The 15,520-nt window shown below is 65.6% G+C and carries 15 protein-coding genes, 1 pseudogene and 1 riboswitch; of the genes and pseudogenes, 14 read left to right on the forward strand and 2 right to left on the reverse strand.

Going from position 1 to position 15,520, the window contains the following annotated elements; translation table 11 throughout:
* Positions 1-78 precede the first annotated feature (78 nt).
* From AC5ZG5_RS31230 to cobJ, 7 genes are read left to right on the forward strand one after another with little or no spacing between them, the layout of a single operon-like run.
* Positions 79-453, forward strand: coding sequence for a DUF1636 family protein (locus AC5ZG5_RS31230; protein ID WP_456646532.1), 375 nt, complete (start codon positions 79-81; stop codon positions 451-453).
* Entirely contained in the window at positions 450-1,499 is a 1,050-nt protein-coding gene (cobW, locus tag AC5ZG5_RS31235; RefSeq protein ID WP_456646531.1) for a cobalamin biosynthesis protein CobW, read from the forward strand. The genes AC5ZG5_RS31230 and cobW overlap by 4 nt, the downstream gene beginning before the upstream one ends.
* The gene (cobN, locus tag AC5ZG5_RS31240; protein ID WP_456646530.1) at positions 1,499-4,747 is read left to right on the forward strand and encodes a cobaltochelatase subunit CobN; all 3,249 of its coding nucleotides are present in this window, start codon (positions 1,499-1,501) and stop codon (positions 4,745-4,747) included. The genes cobW and cobN overlap by 1 nt, the downstream gene beginning before the upstream one ends.
* The gene (gene cobG, locus AC5ZG5_RS31245; RefSeq protein ID WP_456646529.1) at positions 4,744-5,907 is read left to right on the forward strand and encodes a precorrin-3B synthase; all 1,164 of its coding nucleotides are present in this window, start codon (positions 4,744-4,746) and stop codon (positions 5,905-5,907) included. The genes cobN and cobG overlap by 4 nt, the downstream gene beginning before the upstream one ends.
* Complete coding sequence (locus AC5ZG5_RS31250) at positions 5,907-6,536, forward strand: precorrin-8X methylmutase (RefSeq protein WP_456646528.1); 630 nt, start codon at positions 5,907-5,909, stop codon at positions 6,534-6,536. The genes cobG and AC5ZG5_RS31250 overlap by 1 nt, the downstream gene beginning before the upstream one ends.
* A gap of 2 nt (positions 6,537-6,538) precedes the next feature.
* Complete coding sequence (locus tag AC5ZG5_RS31255; protein ID WP_456646527.1) at positions 6,539-7,270, forward strand: precorrin-2 C(20)-methyltransferase; 732 nt, start codon at positions 6,539-6,541, stop codon at positions 7,268-7,270.
* Positions 7,267-8,001 (forward strand): precorrin-3B C(17)-methyltransferase, encoded by a 735-nt coding sequence (cobJ, locus tag AC5ZG5_RS31260; RefSeq protein WP_456646526.1) that lies wholly within the window; start codon positions 7,267-7,269, stop codon positions 7,999-8,001. The genes AC5ZG5_RS31255 and cobJ overlap by 4 nt, the downstream gene beginning before the upstream one ends.
* Here the strand turns inward: cobJ and AC5ZG5_RS31265 are convergent.
* The gene (locus AC5ZG5_RS31265) at positions 7,977-8,723 is read right to left on the reverse strand and encodes a cobalt-precorrin-6A reductase (RefSeq protein ID WP_456646525.1); all 747 of its coding nucleotides are present in this window, start codon (positions 8,721-8,723) and stop codon (positions 7,977-7,979) included. The two genes, cobJ and AC5ZG5_RS31265, sit on opposite strands and share 25 nt — an antisense overlap.
* On the opposite strand from AC5ZG5_RS31265, the gene cbiE reads away from it, so the two are divergent.
* From cbiE to cobF, 7 genes are all read left to right on the forward strand, one after another.
* Positions 8,722-9,903, forward strand: a complete 1,182-nt coding sequence (gene cbiE, locus AC5ZG5_RS31270) for a precorrin-6y C5,15-methyltransferase (decarboxylating) subunit CbiE (RefSeq protein ID WP_456646524.1) — start codon at positions 8,722-8,724, stop codon at positions 9,901-9,903. The genes AC5ZG5_RS31265 and cbiE overlap by 2 nt on opposite strands.
* On the forward strand, positions 9,900-10,268 hold the full coding sequence (locus AC5ZG5_RS31275; RefSeq protein WP_456646523.1) for a cobalamin biosynthesis protein: 369 nt from the start codon (positions 9,900-9,902) through the stop codon (positions 10,266-10,268). Before cbiE ends, AC5ZG5_RS31275 begins: the two co-directional genes overlap by 4 nt.
* Positions 10,265-11,047, forward strand: a complete 783-nt coding sequence (gene cobM, locus AC5ZG5_RS31280; RefSeq protein ID WP_456646522.1) for a precorrin-4 C(11)-methyltransferase — start codon at positions 10,265-10,267, stop codon at positions 11,045-11,047. The genes AC5ZG5_RS31275 and cobM overlap by 4 nt, the downstream gene beginning before the upstream one ends.
* Positions 11,047-12,357, forward strand: a complete 1,311-nt coding sequence (locus AC5ZG5_RS31285) for a cobyrinic acid a,c-diamide synthase CobB (protein WP_456646521.1) — start codon at positions 11,047-11,049, stop codon at positions 12,355-12,357. The genes cobM and AC5ZG5_RS31285 overlap by 1 nt, the downstream gene beginning before the upstream one ends.
* On the forward strand, positions 12,354-13,073 hold the full coding sequence (gene cobA, locus AC5ZG5_RS31290) for a uroporphyrinogen-III C-methyltransferase (RefSeq protein WP_456646520.1): 720 nt from the start codon (positions 12,354-12,356) through the stop codon (positions 13,071-13,073). The genes AC5ZG5_RS31285 and cobA overlap by 4 nt, the downstream gene beginning before the upstream one ends.
* Positions 13,074-13,121: 48 nt before the next feature.
* A riboswitch (cobalamin riboswitch) is annotated at positions 13,122-13,341 on the forward strand.
* Positions 13,342-13,379: 38 nt separating this feature from the next.
* Positions 13,380-14,048, forward strand: coding sequence for an energy-coupling factor ABC transporter permease (locus AC5ZG5_RS31295; RefSeq protein ID WP_456646519.1), 669 nt, complete (start codon positions 13,380-13,382; stop codon positions 14,046-14,048).
* Between the two features lie 45 nt (positions 14,049-14,093).
* Positions 14,094-14,846 carry a precorrin-6A synthase (deacetylating) gene (gene cobF / locus AC5ZG5_RS31300; protein WP_456646518.1) on the forward strand — a complete coding sequence of 251 codons (753 nt, stop codon included), beginning with the start codon at positions 14,094-14,096 and terminating at the stop codon, positions 14,844-14,846.
* A 95-nt stretch (positions 14,847-14,941) separates the two neighbouring features.
* Here cobF and AC5ZG5_RS31305 read toward each other — a convergent pair.
* Positions 14,942-15,520: pseudogene (locus AC5ZG5_RS31305) on the reverse strand (IS630 family transposase); the annotation flags it as partial.

The raw sequence follows: 15,520 nt of genomic DNA on the forward strand, positions 1-15,520 counted from the left end.
CCGCGACGGGGAAGCGAGCCTTCCTTCGGATGGATTCGCGCACCTCATCGCCTCCCGCAGTTTATCCTGGAAGGGGCGATGACCGTCACACTTCATGTCTGCATTACCTGCCGGGCAGGCCAGACCGTTGCGGAGGGCGAGACTACGCCAGGCGCCCGGCTGCATGCCGCCATTCGCGATGCCGGCGTGCCGGATGGCGTCAATCTGGTTCCCGTCGAATGCCTGTCGGCTTGCACCCAGGGTTGCTCGGTCGCACTCAACGCGCCGGGACGGTGGTCCTATGTCTACGGTCGCCTGTCCGACGCCAACGCAAACGATGTGATCGCGGGCGCTGCGGCTTACGCAGCGGCGCTCGACGGCATCGTGCCATGGCGCGGCCGGCCCGAAATCTTCCGCAAGCAATCGCTTGCTCGCATTCCCTCCATCGCCATCGTGCCGGAGGCCGCCGAATGAACACGCTCGCAAAAGTCCCGCTCACGGTCGTCACCGGCTTCTTGGGATCAGGCAAGACGACGCTGATCCAGCATCTGATCACCAATGCCAACGGCAAGAAGCTTGCGGTGCTCGTCAACGAGTTCGGCAGCGAGGGCGTCGATGGCGAGATCCTGAAATCCTGCGCTGATGCAAATTGTCCGGAAGAAAACATCGTCGAACTCGCCAATGGCTGCATCTGCTGCACCGTGGCTGACGATTTCATTCCTGCGATGGAGCAACTGCTCGCGCGCAAGGTGAAGCCCGACCACATCCTGATCGAGACATCGGGGCTGGCCTTGCCAAAGCCGCTGCTCAAGGCGTTCGACTGGCCGGAAATCCGGTCGCGGATCACCGTTGATGGCGTGATTGCGCTCGCCGACGCGGAGGCCGTGGCCGCCGGTCGCTTTGCGCCGGACCCGGACGCCGTGGAAGCGCAGCGCGCGGCGGATCACAATCTCGACCACGAAACGCCGCTCTCGGAGGTGTTCGAAGACCAGATCGCCTGCGCCGATATCGTGCTGCTCACCAAGGCAGACCTGGCCGGCTCGGCAGGGCTCGAAGCAGCCAAGGCAGCGATCGAGGCCGAGATGCCGCGCCGGGTGCCGATGCTGCCGGTCGTCGATGGCGCCGTTGACGCGCGCGTGATCCTGGGGCTCGAAGCAGCTGCAGAGGATGATCTCGCTGCGCGCCCCTCGCATCATGATGGCGAGGACGAGCACGAGCACAATGATTTTGCGTCCGTCGTCGTCGATCTCCCGGAGGTCACCGATATCGATGCGCTGGTTGCATCGATCCAGCGGCTGGCGCGCGAGCAGAACGTGCTGCGTGCCAAGGGCTATATCGCGGTCGAAGGCAAGCCGATGCGCCTGCTGCTGCAATCGGTTGGCGAACGGGTGCGCCATCAGTTCGACAGGCCCTGGGGGGCGCGGCCGAAACAGTCAAAACTGGTCGTGATCGGTGAGCACGGCGACATCGACGAAGCCGCGATCAAGGCGGGACTTGGTATTGCGGGACTTGGCATCTGATGCACGTCGTCTTTCGCGAGAGCCGTGGTCTTGAGGAGACCGCGACGCCCAGGGACATCGGCCAGGATCCGGCCGATCTCGTGGCGCTCTCGTTTTCGGACTCTGATCTCGCCGCGTTTGCCTCCGGGTGGCGGCGCGGGCGCGAGAAACTGCCGTCGCTGAGGCTTGCGAACCTCGCGGAGCTGCGTCATCCGCTGTCGGTTGACACCTATGTCGAACGAACGCTGTTGCAGGCGCGCGGCATTTTGGTGCGCTTGATCGGCGGCGAGTCTTACTGGCCGTATGGACTGACGGCGCTGCATCAATTGGCGAAGGACCGCGGTATCGCGCTTGCTGTGCTGCCGGCGGATGGTCGCGATGATCTGCGGCTCGATGCGTTCTCGACTTTGCCGGTCTCGACGCTCAGACGGCTAAAAGTGCTCTGCGACAAGGGCGGGCCGGTCGCAGCGCAGGCGGCGATCGCCCAGCTTGCGCTGGCGTCGGGTCTCTATGCGGGGCCGGTCGTCGGGGAGATGGACGTTCCCGAGATGGGCTTCTACGACCCCGCGCGTGGGGTCGTTCCAACGCTGCCGGATTCCGGTGGGAAGCCGCGTGCGATCGTCACCTTCTATCGCTCTTATCTCACCGCCGCCGACACAGGTCCGGTGGATGCACTGATCGTAGCATTGCGGCGGAAGGGGTTTGATGCCTACGGTGTGTTCGCCACTTCACTGAAGGCGGCGGGCGTCGTGGATTGGTTGCGCGCGCATTTCGCGCAATGTGCTCCGGCGGCCATCGTCAATGCCACCGCGTTCTCCGCGGTTGGCGACGACGGCGCGACGCCGTTTGATGCTGCATTTTGCCCTCTGTTCCAAGTGGCGCTGTCCACGGCAAGGCGGGCGGATTGGGCCGAGTCGCTGCGCGGCCTCTCGCCCGGTGATCTGGCGATGCATGTGGTGTTGCCGGAGGTTGATGGCCGTCTGTTCGCAGGCGTGGTGAGCTTCAAATCGGCAGCCGAGCGCGACCCCGATCTGCAATTTACGCATCTTGCTCACCGGCCCGACGACGAGCGCGTCGATGCCATTACCGCGCGGGTCGTGGCTTGGCAGAGGCTTGCGGAGAAATCTGCGAGCGAGAAGCAGTTGGCGATTGTGCTCTCGAACTATCCGGGCCGCCCGCACCAGATCGCGCATGCGGTCGGACTCGACGCGCTGGCCTCCGTCGAAAGACTGCTCTCCGATCTCGGTGTAGCTGGTTTCGATGTCCAGCCGGTGCACACGCTCGGTGATGGTCTCCTGAACCGGGAATTGATATGGAGCGTCGCCGACTACCGCGCAGAGCTGGCTCGGCTTCCGCGCCAATTGCAGGATGATCTCGCGCGCGCCTGGGGCGCGCCCGAGGATGACCCGAGCTGCCGTGGCGGCGAATTTCATTTCGCGGCGATCCGGCGCGGCAAGGCAATCATCGCCGTTCAGCCGGAACGCGGCGAGGTCAGGCATCGCGATGCCGATTATCACGATCTCGCGCGTACGCCGCGTCATGCCTATGTCGCGTTCTATCTCTGGCTCAGGCAGCAGCGCGTCGACGCCGTCGTCCACATGGGTGCGCATGGCACGCTGGAATGGCTGCCCGGCAAATCCGTCGCGCTGTCGTCCGCCTGCTGGCCGGAGGCGCTGATCGGCGATGTGCCCGTCATCTATCCCTTCATCGTCAACGATCCCGGCGAAGCCGCGCATGCCAAGCGGCGGATCGGCGCCGTCACCATCGGCCATCTGCCGCCGCCGCTTGCGAAATCTGCGATGCCGGAAGGCCTGCGGCGGCTGGAGCAATTGCTCGATGAATACTCGACGGCCGACGGTCTCGATCCCGCGCGGCGCCAGCGCCTGATTGCTGATATCCGCGACGAGGCGCGCGCTGCCGGGCTGGAAGATGATCTCGGGCTTGCCGCATCGGCGGCGCCGGCGGAAGCCATTCCGCGCATCGATCGCTTCGTGTGCGATCTCAAGGAAAGCCAGTTTGGCGATGGCCTGCATGTGTTCGGCAGCGGCACCTGCGGCGAGGCGGAGCGGGACGCGCTGCGCGCCGCCCTCGCGGGCCAGCGAGTAGCGCCAGGGGCTGCAGGCTCGCCATATCGCGGGCGCCAAGATGTGCTCCCGACGGGGCGCAATCTGTTTGCTGTCGACCCCCGCGCCGTGCCGACGCCGTCTGCGCATGCGCAGGGCATCAAGCTCGCAGAGGAATTGCTGCGCAGGCATCTCCAGGATCACGGCGACTGGCCGAAGGGGCTCGTGGTCGATCTCTGGGGCTCCGCGACCATGCGCACCGCTGGCGAAGAGTTTGCGATGGCGCTGCATCTCGCAGGCCTCGCGCCGCGCTGGGACCACGCTTCGGGACGCGTGACCGGCTACAATATCATCACCCCGGCGGAGCTCGGCCGTCCCCGCATCGACGTCACTCTGCGGATGTCCGGGCTGTTTCGCGACGTCTTCTCCGGACTCGCGCAATTGTTCGAGGCGGCGGCTGAAGCACTCTCTGAACGCGAAGCGGAGGGCGACGAAAATCCCTATCGCACACGCGCGTCGCGCGTGTTCGGACCGCGTCCTGGACAATACGGCGTTGGCTTGTCATCGGTACCGGATGTTTTCACTCCGGAATCACGGGAAGCAGCCGGCGAGGCCTGGCTGTTGGCATCGTCCTGGGCCTTTTCGTCCGATGGCGGCGTGCGGCCTGACCGCGCGGGCATGGAGGCAAGGCTCGCTGCGGCTGACGCCTTTGTACACGTCCAGGATTTGCCGGAGACGGACTTGCTGCTCGCCGCGGACTATGCCGCGCATGAGGCGGGCGTTGCGGCAGCAGTGGCGAAGCTCGGCGCGACAGTCCCATCGCTCTATCATCTCGACGCGACGCGCCCCGATCAGCCGCATGCGCGCGCGCTGACGGAAGAGATTTCGCGCGTTGTCCGCGCGCGAGCCGCTAATCCGGACTGGATCGCAGGCATGATGCGCCACGGTTTTCGCGGAGCGGCCGAGATCACCGCGACGCTGGAGCACATGGCCGCGTTTGCCCATCTTGCCGGCGCCGTTCCGCCGCATCTGTTCGATTTCTATTACGACGCGACGCTTGGCAATGACGACGTCCGCGCATTCATGGCGCGCGAAAATTCCGCCGCGCTCGCTGCGATGGAAGCCTGCTTCACCCGCCTGCACGAGGCCTCGCTCTGGAAGACGCGCCGCAATTCAATTGCGGCCGCGTTGCGGGAGGCCTCATGAGCGCGGTTGCGATCAGGGGCTGGTGTCCCGGCGCTCTGCGGCCGATGCAGTCGGGAGACGGCCTCGTTGTCCGCGTTCGGCCGCACGGCGGAAGGCTGGATGCGTGGCAGGCGGCAGGAGTTGCGGCGCTGGCCGAGCAACACGGCAACGGTTTGATCGACGTGACCAACAGGGCCAACCTCCAGATCCGGGGTGTCAGCGAAGAGCGGCATCTGGCTCTGCTCGACGGCCTCGCGCAGCTCGGGCTGCTCGACGAAGATCCGGAAACGGAATCGCGGCGCAATATTCTGGTGACGCCGTTCTGGAATCCGGGCGATGACACTTGCTTGCTTGCCAGCGAGCTCGAAAGGTCTCTTGCCGACTGCGCGCTCGATCTTCCAAAAAAGTTTGGTTTCGCCATCGATGACGGAAAGCAACGCGTGTTGGCCGGCGCTTCTGCGGATGTGCGGATCGAACGTGATCGCGCAGGCGGGCTCTTGGTGCGCGCCGATGGTGCAAAGCTCGGTCGCTCCGTCACGCGGGGAGAGGCCGTCAATGTCGCGCTTGTGCTGGCCGAATGGTTCGCCGCGTCCGGCGGAGCCAAAGATGGGCGAGGGCGGATGGCAGCCCATATCGGCACCGGCGCGAGCTTGCCTGAAGCACTGCGCGGCAATGCCGAGCCTGCACCCTTAGCAGCCGCGCCGCTTCCCGGTCTTTATCCGCTTGGCGCCATAGTCGGGGTCGTGTTCGGGCAATTGTCTCATACGGCGCTCAACTATCTCGCCGCTCGCGCGCCAGCGCTGCGCATGACGCCGTGGCGGATGATGTTGGTCGAGGGGGTGCGCGAGATGCCGCGCTCGACGGACCTCATCTCTGAGGCGGATGATCCGGCGCTCCGTGTCATCGCTTGTAGCGGCGCGCCGCGCTGTCGTGAGGCGCATGCAGATACCTGCGCGCTGGCAGCGGCACTCGCGCCGCATATCGCCGCCGATGCGCGGCTCCACGTCTCCGGCTGTGGCAAAGGCTGCGCCCATTCCGCTCCGGCCCCGATCACGCTGGTTGCCACCCGCGACGGATTTGACCTTATCCGCGGGGGCTCGACGCGGGACACGCCTGTCCTGCGTGGACTGAGCGCCGCCGGCATCATCAAGAATCCCTCCGTGTTGATGGGAGAGCGTTGATGCCGCACTCTTACGAGACCGACGGCGCGGCGATCTACCGGCAATCCTTTGCGACTATTCGTGCCGAGGCGGACCTTGCGCGGTTCACGCCGGATGAGGAGCCGGTGGCCGTGCGCATGATCCATGCCGCGGGCATGGTGGGACTGGAAGCGCATATCCGTTTCACGCCGGGCATGGCACGTGCTGCGCGAGCTGCGCTCCAGGACGGCGCGCCGATCCTGTGCGATGCGCGCATGGTGTCGGAGGGAATTACACGCGCGCGGCTTCCGGCCAAGAATGCCGTCATCTGCACGCTCGGCGATTCCGCAGTTCCCGAGCTCGAGCAATCCATGCGCAATACGCGCTCGGCTGCCGCGCTAGAGCTTTGGCGGCCGCGTCTTGCGGGCGCCATCGTCGCCATTGGCAATGCGCCGACCGCATTGTTTCACCTCCTCAACATGCTGGAGGACGAGGAGTGCCCGCGACCGGCGGCGATCATCGGCTGTCCCGTCGGCTTTGTCGGGGCAGCGGAATCCAAGGCGGCGTTGATGGCCGATCCGCCTGCGCCGGCGCTGACGGTCGAGGGCCGCCTCGGCGGCTCGGCGATCACCGTCGCCGCAGTGAATGCACTGGCGAGCCGGAGCGAATAGAGATGGGGCGTATCATCTGCTGCGGCCTTGGCCCGGGCGATCCGGACTTGATGAGCGTGCGCGCGGACCGTGAGGTGCGCGCGGCAAAACATGTCGCCTATTTCCGCAAGAAGGGACGTCCTGGCCAGGCTCGCCGCATTGTCGAGGGCATGCTGGCGACGAATGTGTCCGAATATCCGATGGAATATCCGGTCACCACGGAGATTGCTTTCGATAGTCCGGACTACATCCGTCTGCTCACCGGCTTCTATGACGAATGGGCGGGGCGTCTGGCGCGTCTTGCGGGCGCCGTCGATGTCGTCGTGCTCTGCGAGGGCGATCCTTACTTCTACGGCTCTTTCATGCACCTGCACGCACGCTTGCAGGGGCGCGTCGAGATCGAGGTGATCGCAGGCATTCCCGGCATGGCCGGCTGCTGGAATACGGTCGGCCGGCCGATTGCGCTTGGTGACGACGTGACCACGGTGCTGATGGGCACGCTGGCGGAGGAGGAGTTGGAACGGCGGATGCGCAATTCCGACGCGCTCGTCATCATGAAGATCGGGCGCAACCTGCAAAAAGTACGTCGTGCACTCGCGGCGACCGGTCGTCTCAACGACGCCTGGCTGGTCGAACGTGGCACCATGCCGAGTGAGCGCGTCGCGCGATTGATCGAAGTCGACGAATCCGACTGTCCGTACTTTGCGATCGTGCTCGTGCACGGGCAGGGGCGACGCATGGACACCGCCGAATGACGGGCACGCTGATCATCGTGGGACTTGGGCCCGGCGACGACGCGCTGGTCACGCCGGAGGTCTCCGCCGCACTCGCCGCCGCAACGGATATCCTGGGCTATGCGCCCTATGTCGCGCGGGTACGCCCTCGCGAAGGGCTCACGTTCCATCCCTCCGACAATCGCATGGAGTTGCAGCGCGCAGGCGAGGCTTTGCGGCTGGCGTCCGAAGGACGCCAGGTCGTCGTGGTGTCCTCGGGCGACCCCGGCGTTTTTGCGATGGCGTCTGCCGTGTTCGAGGCGCTGGAAGATGCGCCGCAATGGCAGGAGCTTCCGATCCGCGTGCTGCCCGGCGTGACCGCGATGCTGGCGGCGGCCGCGCGTGCCGGCGCGCCGCTCGGCCATGATTTCTGCGCGATCAATCTCTCCGACAATCTTAAGCCGTGGCCGACGATCGAGAAGCGCCTGCGGCTCGCGGCCGAGGCCGATTTTGCGATCGCGATGTATAATCCACGCTCGGCGTCCCGGCCGGAGGGCTTTGGTCGCGCGCTCTCGGTATTGAGGGAGGCGGGATGCGGCGAACGTCTCGTGATCTTTGCGCGCGCCATCAGCTCACCTGACGAGCGGATCGAAACTGTTGCGCTGAACGAGGCGCGGCCGGAGATGGCCGACATGCGGACGCTCGTAATCGTCGGCAATTCGGCAACGCGCCGCGTCGGCCGCTGGGTCTATGCGCCGAGGCACGCCCGATGACCGAGCCATTGCATGACTTCGGCCACGCTTTTGACCCGCAGCCTGTCGGGCAGTTGCGGCCGCGACAGCATCATGACGGGAAGGCCGAGCGCGCGAGCGGCGTCGATTTTTGCGCGCGCGCCGTCTCCGCCAGAATTGCGGGCGACGATCCATGCAATGCCGCGTTGGCGCATCATCTCCAATTCGCCTTCGAGCGTGAACGGTCCGCGCGAGACGATGACATTGGCATCGAAGGGAAGGGCGCTCTCGGGCGGATCAACAAATCGGAGCGTGTAGGCATGCTGCGGCTTGGCGGCGAACGGCGCAATGTGTTGCCGGCCGATGGCAAGGAACACGCGTGCGCGGCTCTCCGGCAACGCCGCGACAGCCGACGCAATATCCGCGACCTCGATCCAGTTGTCGCCCGGCACTTTGGTCCAGGATGCGCGCTCGAGCGCGAGCAGCGGCGTCCCGGTTGCTGCGCACGCCGCAACCGCATTGCGGCTCATCTCGGCGGCAAAGGGATGCGTCGCGTCGACCACATGCGTAATGCCTTCCTGGCGAATATAGTCGGCGAGGCCAGGCGGGCCGCCGAAGCCGCCGATGCGGATCGGCAGCGGCTGCTCGGCAGGCGCGCGGGTGCGGCCGCCGTAGGAATAGATCGCGTAAAAACCTGCACGCGCGATCTCCGCGGCGAGCAAACTCGCATCGGTCGTTCCGCCCAGAACGAGGGCGCGCGTCATGGTTGACCCCTGGCTGACCATTATCGGTATCGGCGAAGATGGCCTTGCGGGCCTGTCCGAGGCAAGCCGAAAGGCGCTTCGCGACGCCGAAATTGTCTTCGGTGGCGAGCGGCATCTCGCGCTGGCAGGAATCACTGACCGTGGACATCCGTGGCCGGTGCCATTCGATGTGGACAGCGTGCTGAGCTGCCGTGGCCGTCCGACGGCGGTGCTGGCTTCGGGCGATCCATTCTGGCACGGCGTCGCTGGAAGTCTTGCCGACAAATTGCAGCCAGGCGAATGGATCGCGCATTCCGTGCCGTCGACATTCTCGCTCGCTGCGGCGCGGCTGGCCTGGCGCCTCGAATCCGTCGTCTGTCTCGGACTTCATGCTGCGCCCTTCGAGCGCCTTGTGCCGCATCTGGCGAACGGTGCACGGATCATTTGTCTCGTCCGTGATGGCAAGGCGTGCAGCAATCTTGCGAAATGGCTGACGGATCACGGCTGGGGCGGCTCGCGGTTCTGGACACTCGCTGCGCTTGGTGGGCCGCTTGAAAGCGTCACCCAGCATCGCGCAGATAGCTATTCGGGCGATCCGGAAAACAGCCTGGTCGCCGTCGCGCTGGAGACGAGGGGGGCACAGGGTATTCCGCGCAGTTCCGGCCTGTCAGACGATCTCTTCGCGCGTGACCGCCAGATTACCAAGCGGCCGATGCGTGCGCTGGCGCTGTCCGCGCTCTCACCGCGGCCGGGAGAAAGGCTGTGGGACATCGGTGCCGGCTCCGGCTCGATCGCCGTGGAGTGGGCGCTGTGCGGAGGAACCTCGATCGCCGTTGAGGCACGCGAGGATCGTGCCGAGAACATCCGCAGCAATGCGGCGACGTTCGGATTGACACATCGGATCACCGTCATCGCGGGAATAGCGCCGGACGTCCTCTCGGGCCTTGAGCCGCCGGACGCCGTGTTCATCGGCGGGGGCCTCGATGCCGCAATGTTCGATGCGATCTGGTCGCGTAGCGCGCCGAGCACGCGCGTGGTAGCGCATGCCGTAACGCTCGAGACGGATGCGCTGCTTTCGGAGCTGCATGCACGTCACGGCGGCGAACTGATGCGGGTAGAGATCGCTCATGCGGGCCCGCTCGGCCGGTACCGCTCTTGGGAAGCGGCTCGGCCGGTCGTGCAATGGAGCGTGATGAAATGAGGGTCGCCGGTCTCGGATTCAAACACGACGTCACGCTCGCCTCGCTGCGCGAGGCGCTGGTCGCGGCCGGTGGCGCCGACGGCTTCACGGCTGTCGCGACCGTCAGCGACAAGGCAGAGACTGCAGCGCTCAAAGTCCTGGCGGGTGAGTTCAATGTCCCGGTCAAGGCTGTTTCGGCCGATGTGCTGGCAGGCATTGCGACGCCGACCCAGTCAAAACTCATCAAGGAAAAATTCGGCGCGGGATCGGTCGCCGAGGCCGCCGCGCTCGCGGCGGCCGGCCGCCATGCGCGGCTGATTTCGACGCGGGCGGTCTCAAAGGATCGAACCGCCACCGCGGCGATCGCGGAAGGAGACGGCGAATGACGGTGCATTTTATTGGCGCGGGACCGGGCGCTGCCGATCTACTCACCTTGCGCGGGCGCGATCTGATCGCGACTTCGCCGGTCTGCCTGTACGCTGGTTCGCTCGTTCCCCAAGGCGTGCTTGCGCATTGCCCGCCCGGCGCGCGGATCGTCAATACGGCGCCAATGTCGCTTGACGAAATCATCGCCGAAATCGCCGCCGCGCATGCGGATGGCAAGGATATCGCGCGTCTGCATTCGGGCGACCTCTCGATTTGGTCGGCGATGGGAGAGCAGCTACGTCGCCTGCGCGCGCTCGACATTCCCTATACGGTCACGCCGGGCGTGCCGGCCTTTTCCGCTGCAGCCGCAGCGATCGAGGCCGAGCTCACGCTGCCGGGCCTCACGCAATCCGTTGTACTGACGCGCTCGCCGGGCAGGGCCAGCGCGATGCCGGAAGGCGAAAAGCTCGCCGCCTTCGCTGCAACTGGCGCGGTGCTTGCAATCCATCTGTCGATCCATCTGCTCGACAAGGTCATTGCCGAGCTCACGCCGCATTATGGCGCGGACTGCCCGGTGGCGATCGTCTGGCGCGCAAGCTGGCCGGACCAGCGCATCGTTCGCGCCACACTTGCGACGCTTGATGCCGCTGTTGGTGCGGAACTCGAACGGACCGCGCTCATTCTCGTCGGCCGGACGCTGGGCTCTGAAGAGTTCGCAGAAAGCCGACTCTACGCCGCCGACTATGACCGCCGCTACCGGCCGATCGGGCCGGCGCCGCGTTTTCCGGAGGCGTCGTGATGGTTGCAAGCCTCGTCATCTCGGCGCCGGCCTCCGGTGTCGGCAAGACGACGCTGACGCTGGCGCTCGCGCGCGCCTATCGTGATCGCGGGCTAAGGGTGCAGTGCTTTAAGAGCGGACCCGATTATATCGATCCCGCGTTTCATGCCGCCGCCACGGGCCACGTCTCCGTCAACATCGATAGCTGGGCCATGGAGCGCGCTACGATCGAGCGCCTCGTCAGCCGAGGCGCGGATGCCGATCTTGTCCTGGCCGAGGGCTCGATGGGCCTGTTCGACGGCGTCGCCATGCGCGGCGTCTCAGGCACCGGTGCGACGGCGGATATCGCGGAAATGATGGGCTGGCCGGTGCTGCTCGTGATCGATCCGTCCGGTCAGGCCCAGACGGCCGCGGCGGTCACCGCGGGCCTGCGCGATTTCCGCGCGGGCGTGCGACTTGCAGGTGTCGTGCTCAACCGCGTCGCAAGCCCGCGGCACGAAGACCTCGTGCGACGCCCTTTGGTGGACGCCGGCATTGCCGTGTTCGGCGCGCTGCCGCGCCATTCCGAGATCAATTTGCCGAAGCGGCATCTCGGCCTGGTGCAGGCAGAGGAGCAGGCAGAGGTCGGTGGCCTGATTGGCGAGGCCGCCCGCTTCGTCAGCGAGCATGTCGATCTCGATGCCGTGCTGCAATCGGCGTCCGCCTGGTCGCCGCAATCGCCCTCGCGCGGCCTCGATATCACGCCGCCGGGACAGCGTATTGCGCTCGCTCGCGATGCCGCGTTCTCCTTCGTCTATCCGCACATGTTGGAGGCATGGCGCGCCGCGGGCGCCGAGATCGTGGCTTTCTCGCCGCTTGCTGATGAGGGGCCCGATGCGAGCGCCGACGTGTGCTGGCTCCCGGGCGGCTATCCCGAACTGCACGCCGGCCGCCTCGCAGCCAATGCGCGATCTCGCAACGCGCTACGCGCCTTCGCGGAGACACGGCCGGTGCACGGCGAATGCGGGGGCTATATGGTATTGGGCGACGCCTTGATCGACGCGGACGGCACGCGCCATGAGATGGTGGGCCTGCTCGGCCTGGAGACGAGCTTTGCAAAACGCCGGATGCATCTGGGCTATCGGCTTGCCGAGCTTGCTGTGCCGATGCCCGGACATCAACCTGGCGCACGCCTGCGCGGCCACGAGTTCCACTATTCGACCATCATCGCGCAGCCTGATGTGCCGCTCGCGGTTGTCCGTGACGCGACCAGCACAATTGTTACCGAGACCGGCTCGCGCCGTGGTCATGCCACGGGCACGTTCTTCCATCTGATTGCGGAGGACCGGTGAGCGGTTTTGTCTCCTTCATCTCTGCCGGTCCCGGTGATCCCGAGCTTCTGACGTTGAAGGGGGCCGCTCGGCTGCGCGAAGCCGATGTCGTGCTCTATGACGACCTCGCGTCAGGCGCGATCCTCGATCTCGCGCGTCCTGGCGCCAATCTCGTCGCGGTGGGAAAACGCGCGGGCCGCCCCTCGACCAAGCAGCAGCTGCTCGTCGATTATGCCGCGACCGGCGCGCGCGTGGTGCGCCTGAAATCGGGCGATGCCGGCATTTTCGGCCGGCTGGAGGAGGAGATCGAGGCTCTCCGCGCAGCCGGCATCGGCTACGAGATCATTCCCGGCGTCACCTCGGCCTGCGTCGCGGCCGCGCAGGCCGGCATTCCCTTGACCCGTCGCCACACCTCACGCCGAGTGCAGTTTGTGACGGGCGCTGATGTCACCGGCGAATTGCCGCAAAATCTCAATTGGGCGGCTCTTGCCGATCCGGAAGCGACGACCGTGGTCTATATGGGCCGGCGCACATTTCCTGCTTTGGCCGCGAAACTGATCGAACAGGGCCTCGCTCCGAATACTCCTACGCTGTTTGCCGAATCCTTGGGCCGTGCCGATGAGCGGCTTGTCCGCACCACGATCGCGGAGCTTGCCGAACAGCTCGCGCGGGGCGGTGCGGCAACCACCGCGGCCGTCATCCTGTTCGGTGCGCTGGCCGGAGATTATCCCTCATGATGCCACTGGCCGGCCCTGTTCGCCCCTTGACGCCTGCTGTTCGAAAGGGGCACACAGGAGAAGCATGGTGCTCGGTACGGCGCAAAGCGCCGGAGCATAATCGGGAATGGGGGTGGGCGGACCCAGTTGCGGCGCCCGAAACCCCAGCCGCCCCCGCGACTGTAAGCGGTGAGGGACTCCGATCCGCCACTGGGCTGAAAAGCCTGGGAAGGCCGGAGACCCGCTTCGAACCGCGAGCCAGGAGACCGGCCCTGCAAGTTTTGACGCCAAGGCCGTCGGGTGTGACGGCAGGAAGGACGTAAGACCATGCATATCGAACCGGGAATCGTAACGGGCGCCAAGCTCGTGTTGAGCTATGCGACCGGAATTGCCTCAGCCGGCGTCGCCTGGAAGCTTGCAGTCGAGACCGTGCGCGAGCAGGGCATCGCGTCGTTTGCCGCGCGGACGGTTGCAACGACAGGCCTTGTCTTTACCTTCTTCGAGGTGTTGCCGCACTTCCCGGTCGGCGTTTCCGAGGTGCATTTCATCCTTGGCTCGACGTTGTTCCTGCTGTTCGGTGCAGCACCGGCTGCATTCGGGTTGGCGCTCGGCCTTCTATTGCAGGGGCTGTTCTTCGCGCCGACGGACCTGCCGCAATATGGCATGAACGTCACTACGCTCCTGGTGCCGTTGTTTGCGATCCAGGCGCTCGCTCAGCGCATCATTCCGCGCAACACCGCCTATGTCGACCTGCAGTATCGCCAGGCGCTGGCGCTTTCGACGGCGTATCAGTCCGGGATCGTGGCCTGGGTCGCGTTCTGGGCACTCTATGGTGCGGGCTTTGGTGCGACCAACATCGCGAACTTCGCGGGCTCTTACGCGCTCGTCATCGTGATCGAGCCGCTCGCCGATCTTGCGGTGCTGGCGCTGGCGAAGTCGCTGCGCGGCGTGACGGCCGAGGGTCTCGTCACCGATCGCCTGCACAACGCGGCCTAGCGACCATTTGGAGGGCGGCCGTTACGGCCGTCCTCCGTCCAAGCGATGCTCACGCTCTCCCTGATAGGCATCGGTTGCGGCGATCCCGAGCAACTGACGCTCGCCGCGATTCGCGCGATCAATGCCGCCGACCTCATCCTGATCCCGCGCAAGGGGACCGTGAAGTCCGATCTCGCCGAGTTGCGGCGAACGATTTGCACAGACGTGCTCACCAACGACCGGACGCAGATTGCGGAGTTCGACCTGCCGGTGCGAGACGCAGGCGGCGCCGATTATCGCAAGGGCGTGGACGACTGGCACGAGGCCGTTGCGGCGACCTGGTCGCACGAAATTGCGCGCCATGTTGGAGCCAAGGGGCGCGTCGCGCTGCTGATCTGGGGCGATCCTTCGCTCTATGACTCCTCCTTGCGGATCGCGCACCGGCTCGATCCTTTGCCGGCGATCGAAGTGGTCCCCGGCATCACGTCAATCCAGGCGCTGTGTGCTGCGCATGCGCTGCCGCTGAACGATATTGGCGAACCATTCCTGGTCACCACAGGGCGGCGCTTACGTGAAGGCGGCTGGTCTGATGCCAGCGACACCGTGGTCGTGATGCTCGATGGCGGTGCGGCGTTCCAGTCGCTGGATGCGAGCGGTCTGCTTATCTGGTGGGGCGCCTTTCTTGGCATGCCTGACCAGATCATCATATCCGGTGAGCTTGCAGAAGTCGGCCCGCGCATCGCCGCCGCACGGCAAGCGGCGCGCGAACGGCATGGCTGGATCATGGACAGCTACATTCTCAAGCGCAGGTCGCGATAGCGCACTCTCGCCGGCAGGATTGTCGATGCGGGAGACTCTTGCGACAAGAACGTCGCACCTTGGACGCGCGTATTGACTCGTTGTCCGTCTTAATCCTAGTACCTCGGCACAGAGGTTTTGACTCGTTGAACCTGGCCTAATTCGATGATGGGTTTTGGATAGGCCCGCGCCATTTTGGCGCGAGCCTTATTGGATCCATTTGACGCGGGCGCGGTCGGCATTGCGCCGTTTCTCCCAGGCGGCGGTCTCGGCGACGAGGCGGGCGAAACCGTCGATGCGTCGATCGAGGCATTGGCGGGCGAGAACGCCGATCTCGATCTCGACCATGTTGAGCCAGCTGGCGTGCTTTGGGACGTAGTGGAACTCCAGTCGGCGCAGTACCCGCCGTGCTTCGTCGGCCGGAAAGGCCTGGTAGAGCGCCCCGGCCGAATGAGTTGAGAGATTGTCGAGCACCAGGCGGATGCGCTCGGCGCGGGGATAATGGATGTCGACGAGGTCGCGCATGCAGGCCGCAAAGTCTTCCGCAGCCCGCCGCTCGGTCACCTTCACCTTGCGCCAGGAGCGATGCGCGTCGAGGAAGACGAACAGGTTTGCGGTGCCATTGCGCCGATACTCGCAATCGTAGCGCTCGATCTGTCCCGGTGTGGCCGGGATCGGCTGGCGCACTTCGCCGA

It is taken from the genome of Bradyrhizobium sp. Ses1 (assembly GCF_059512365.1).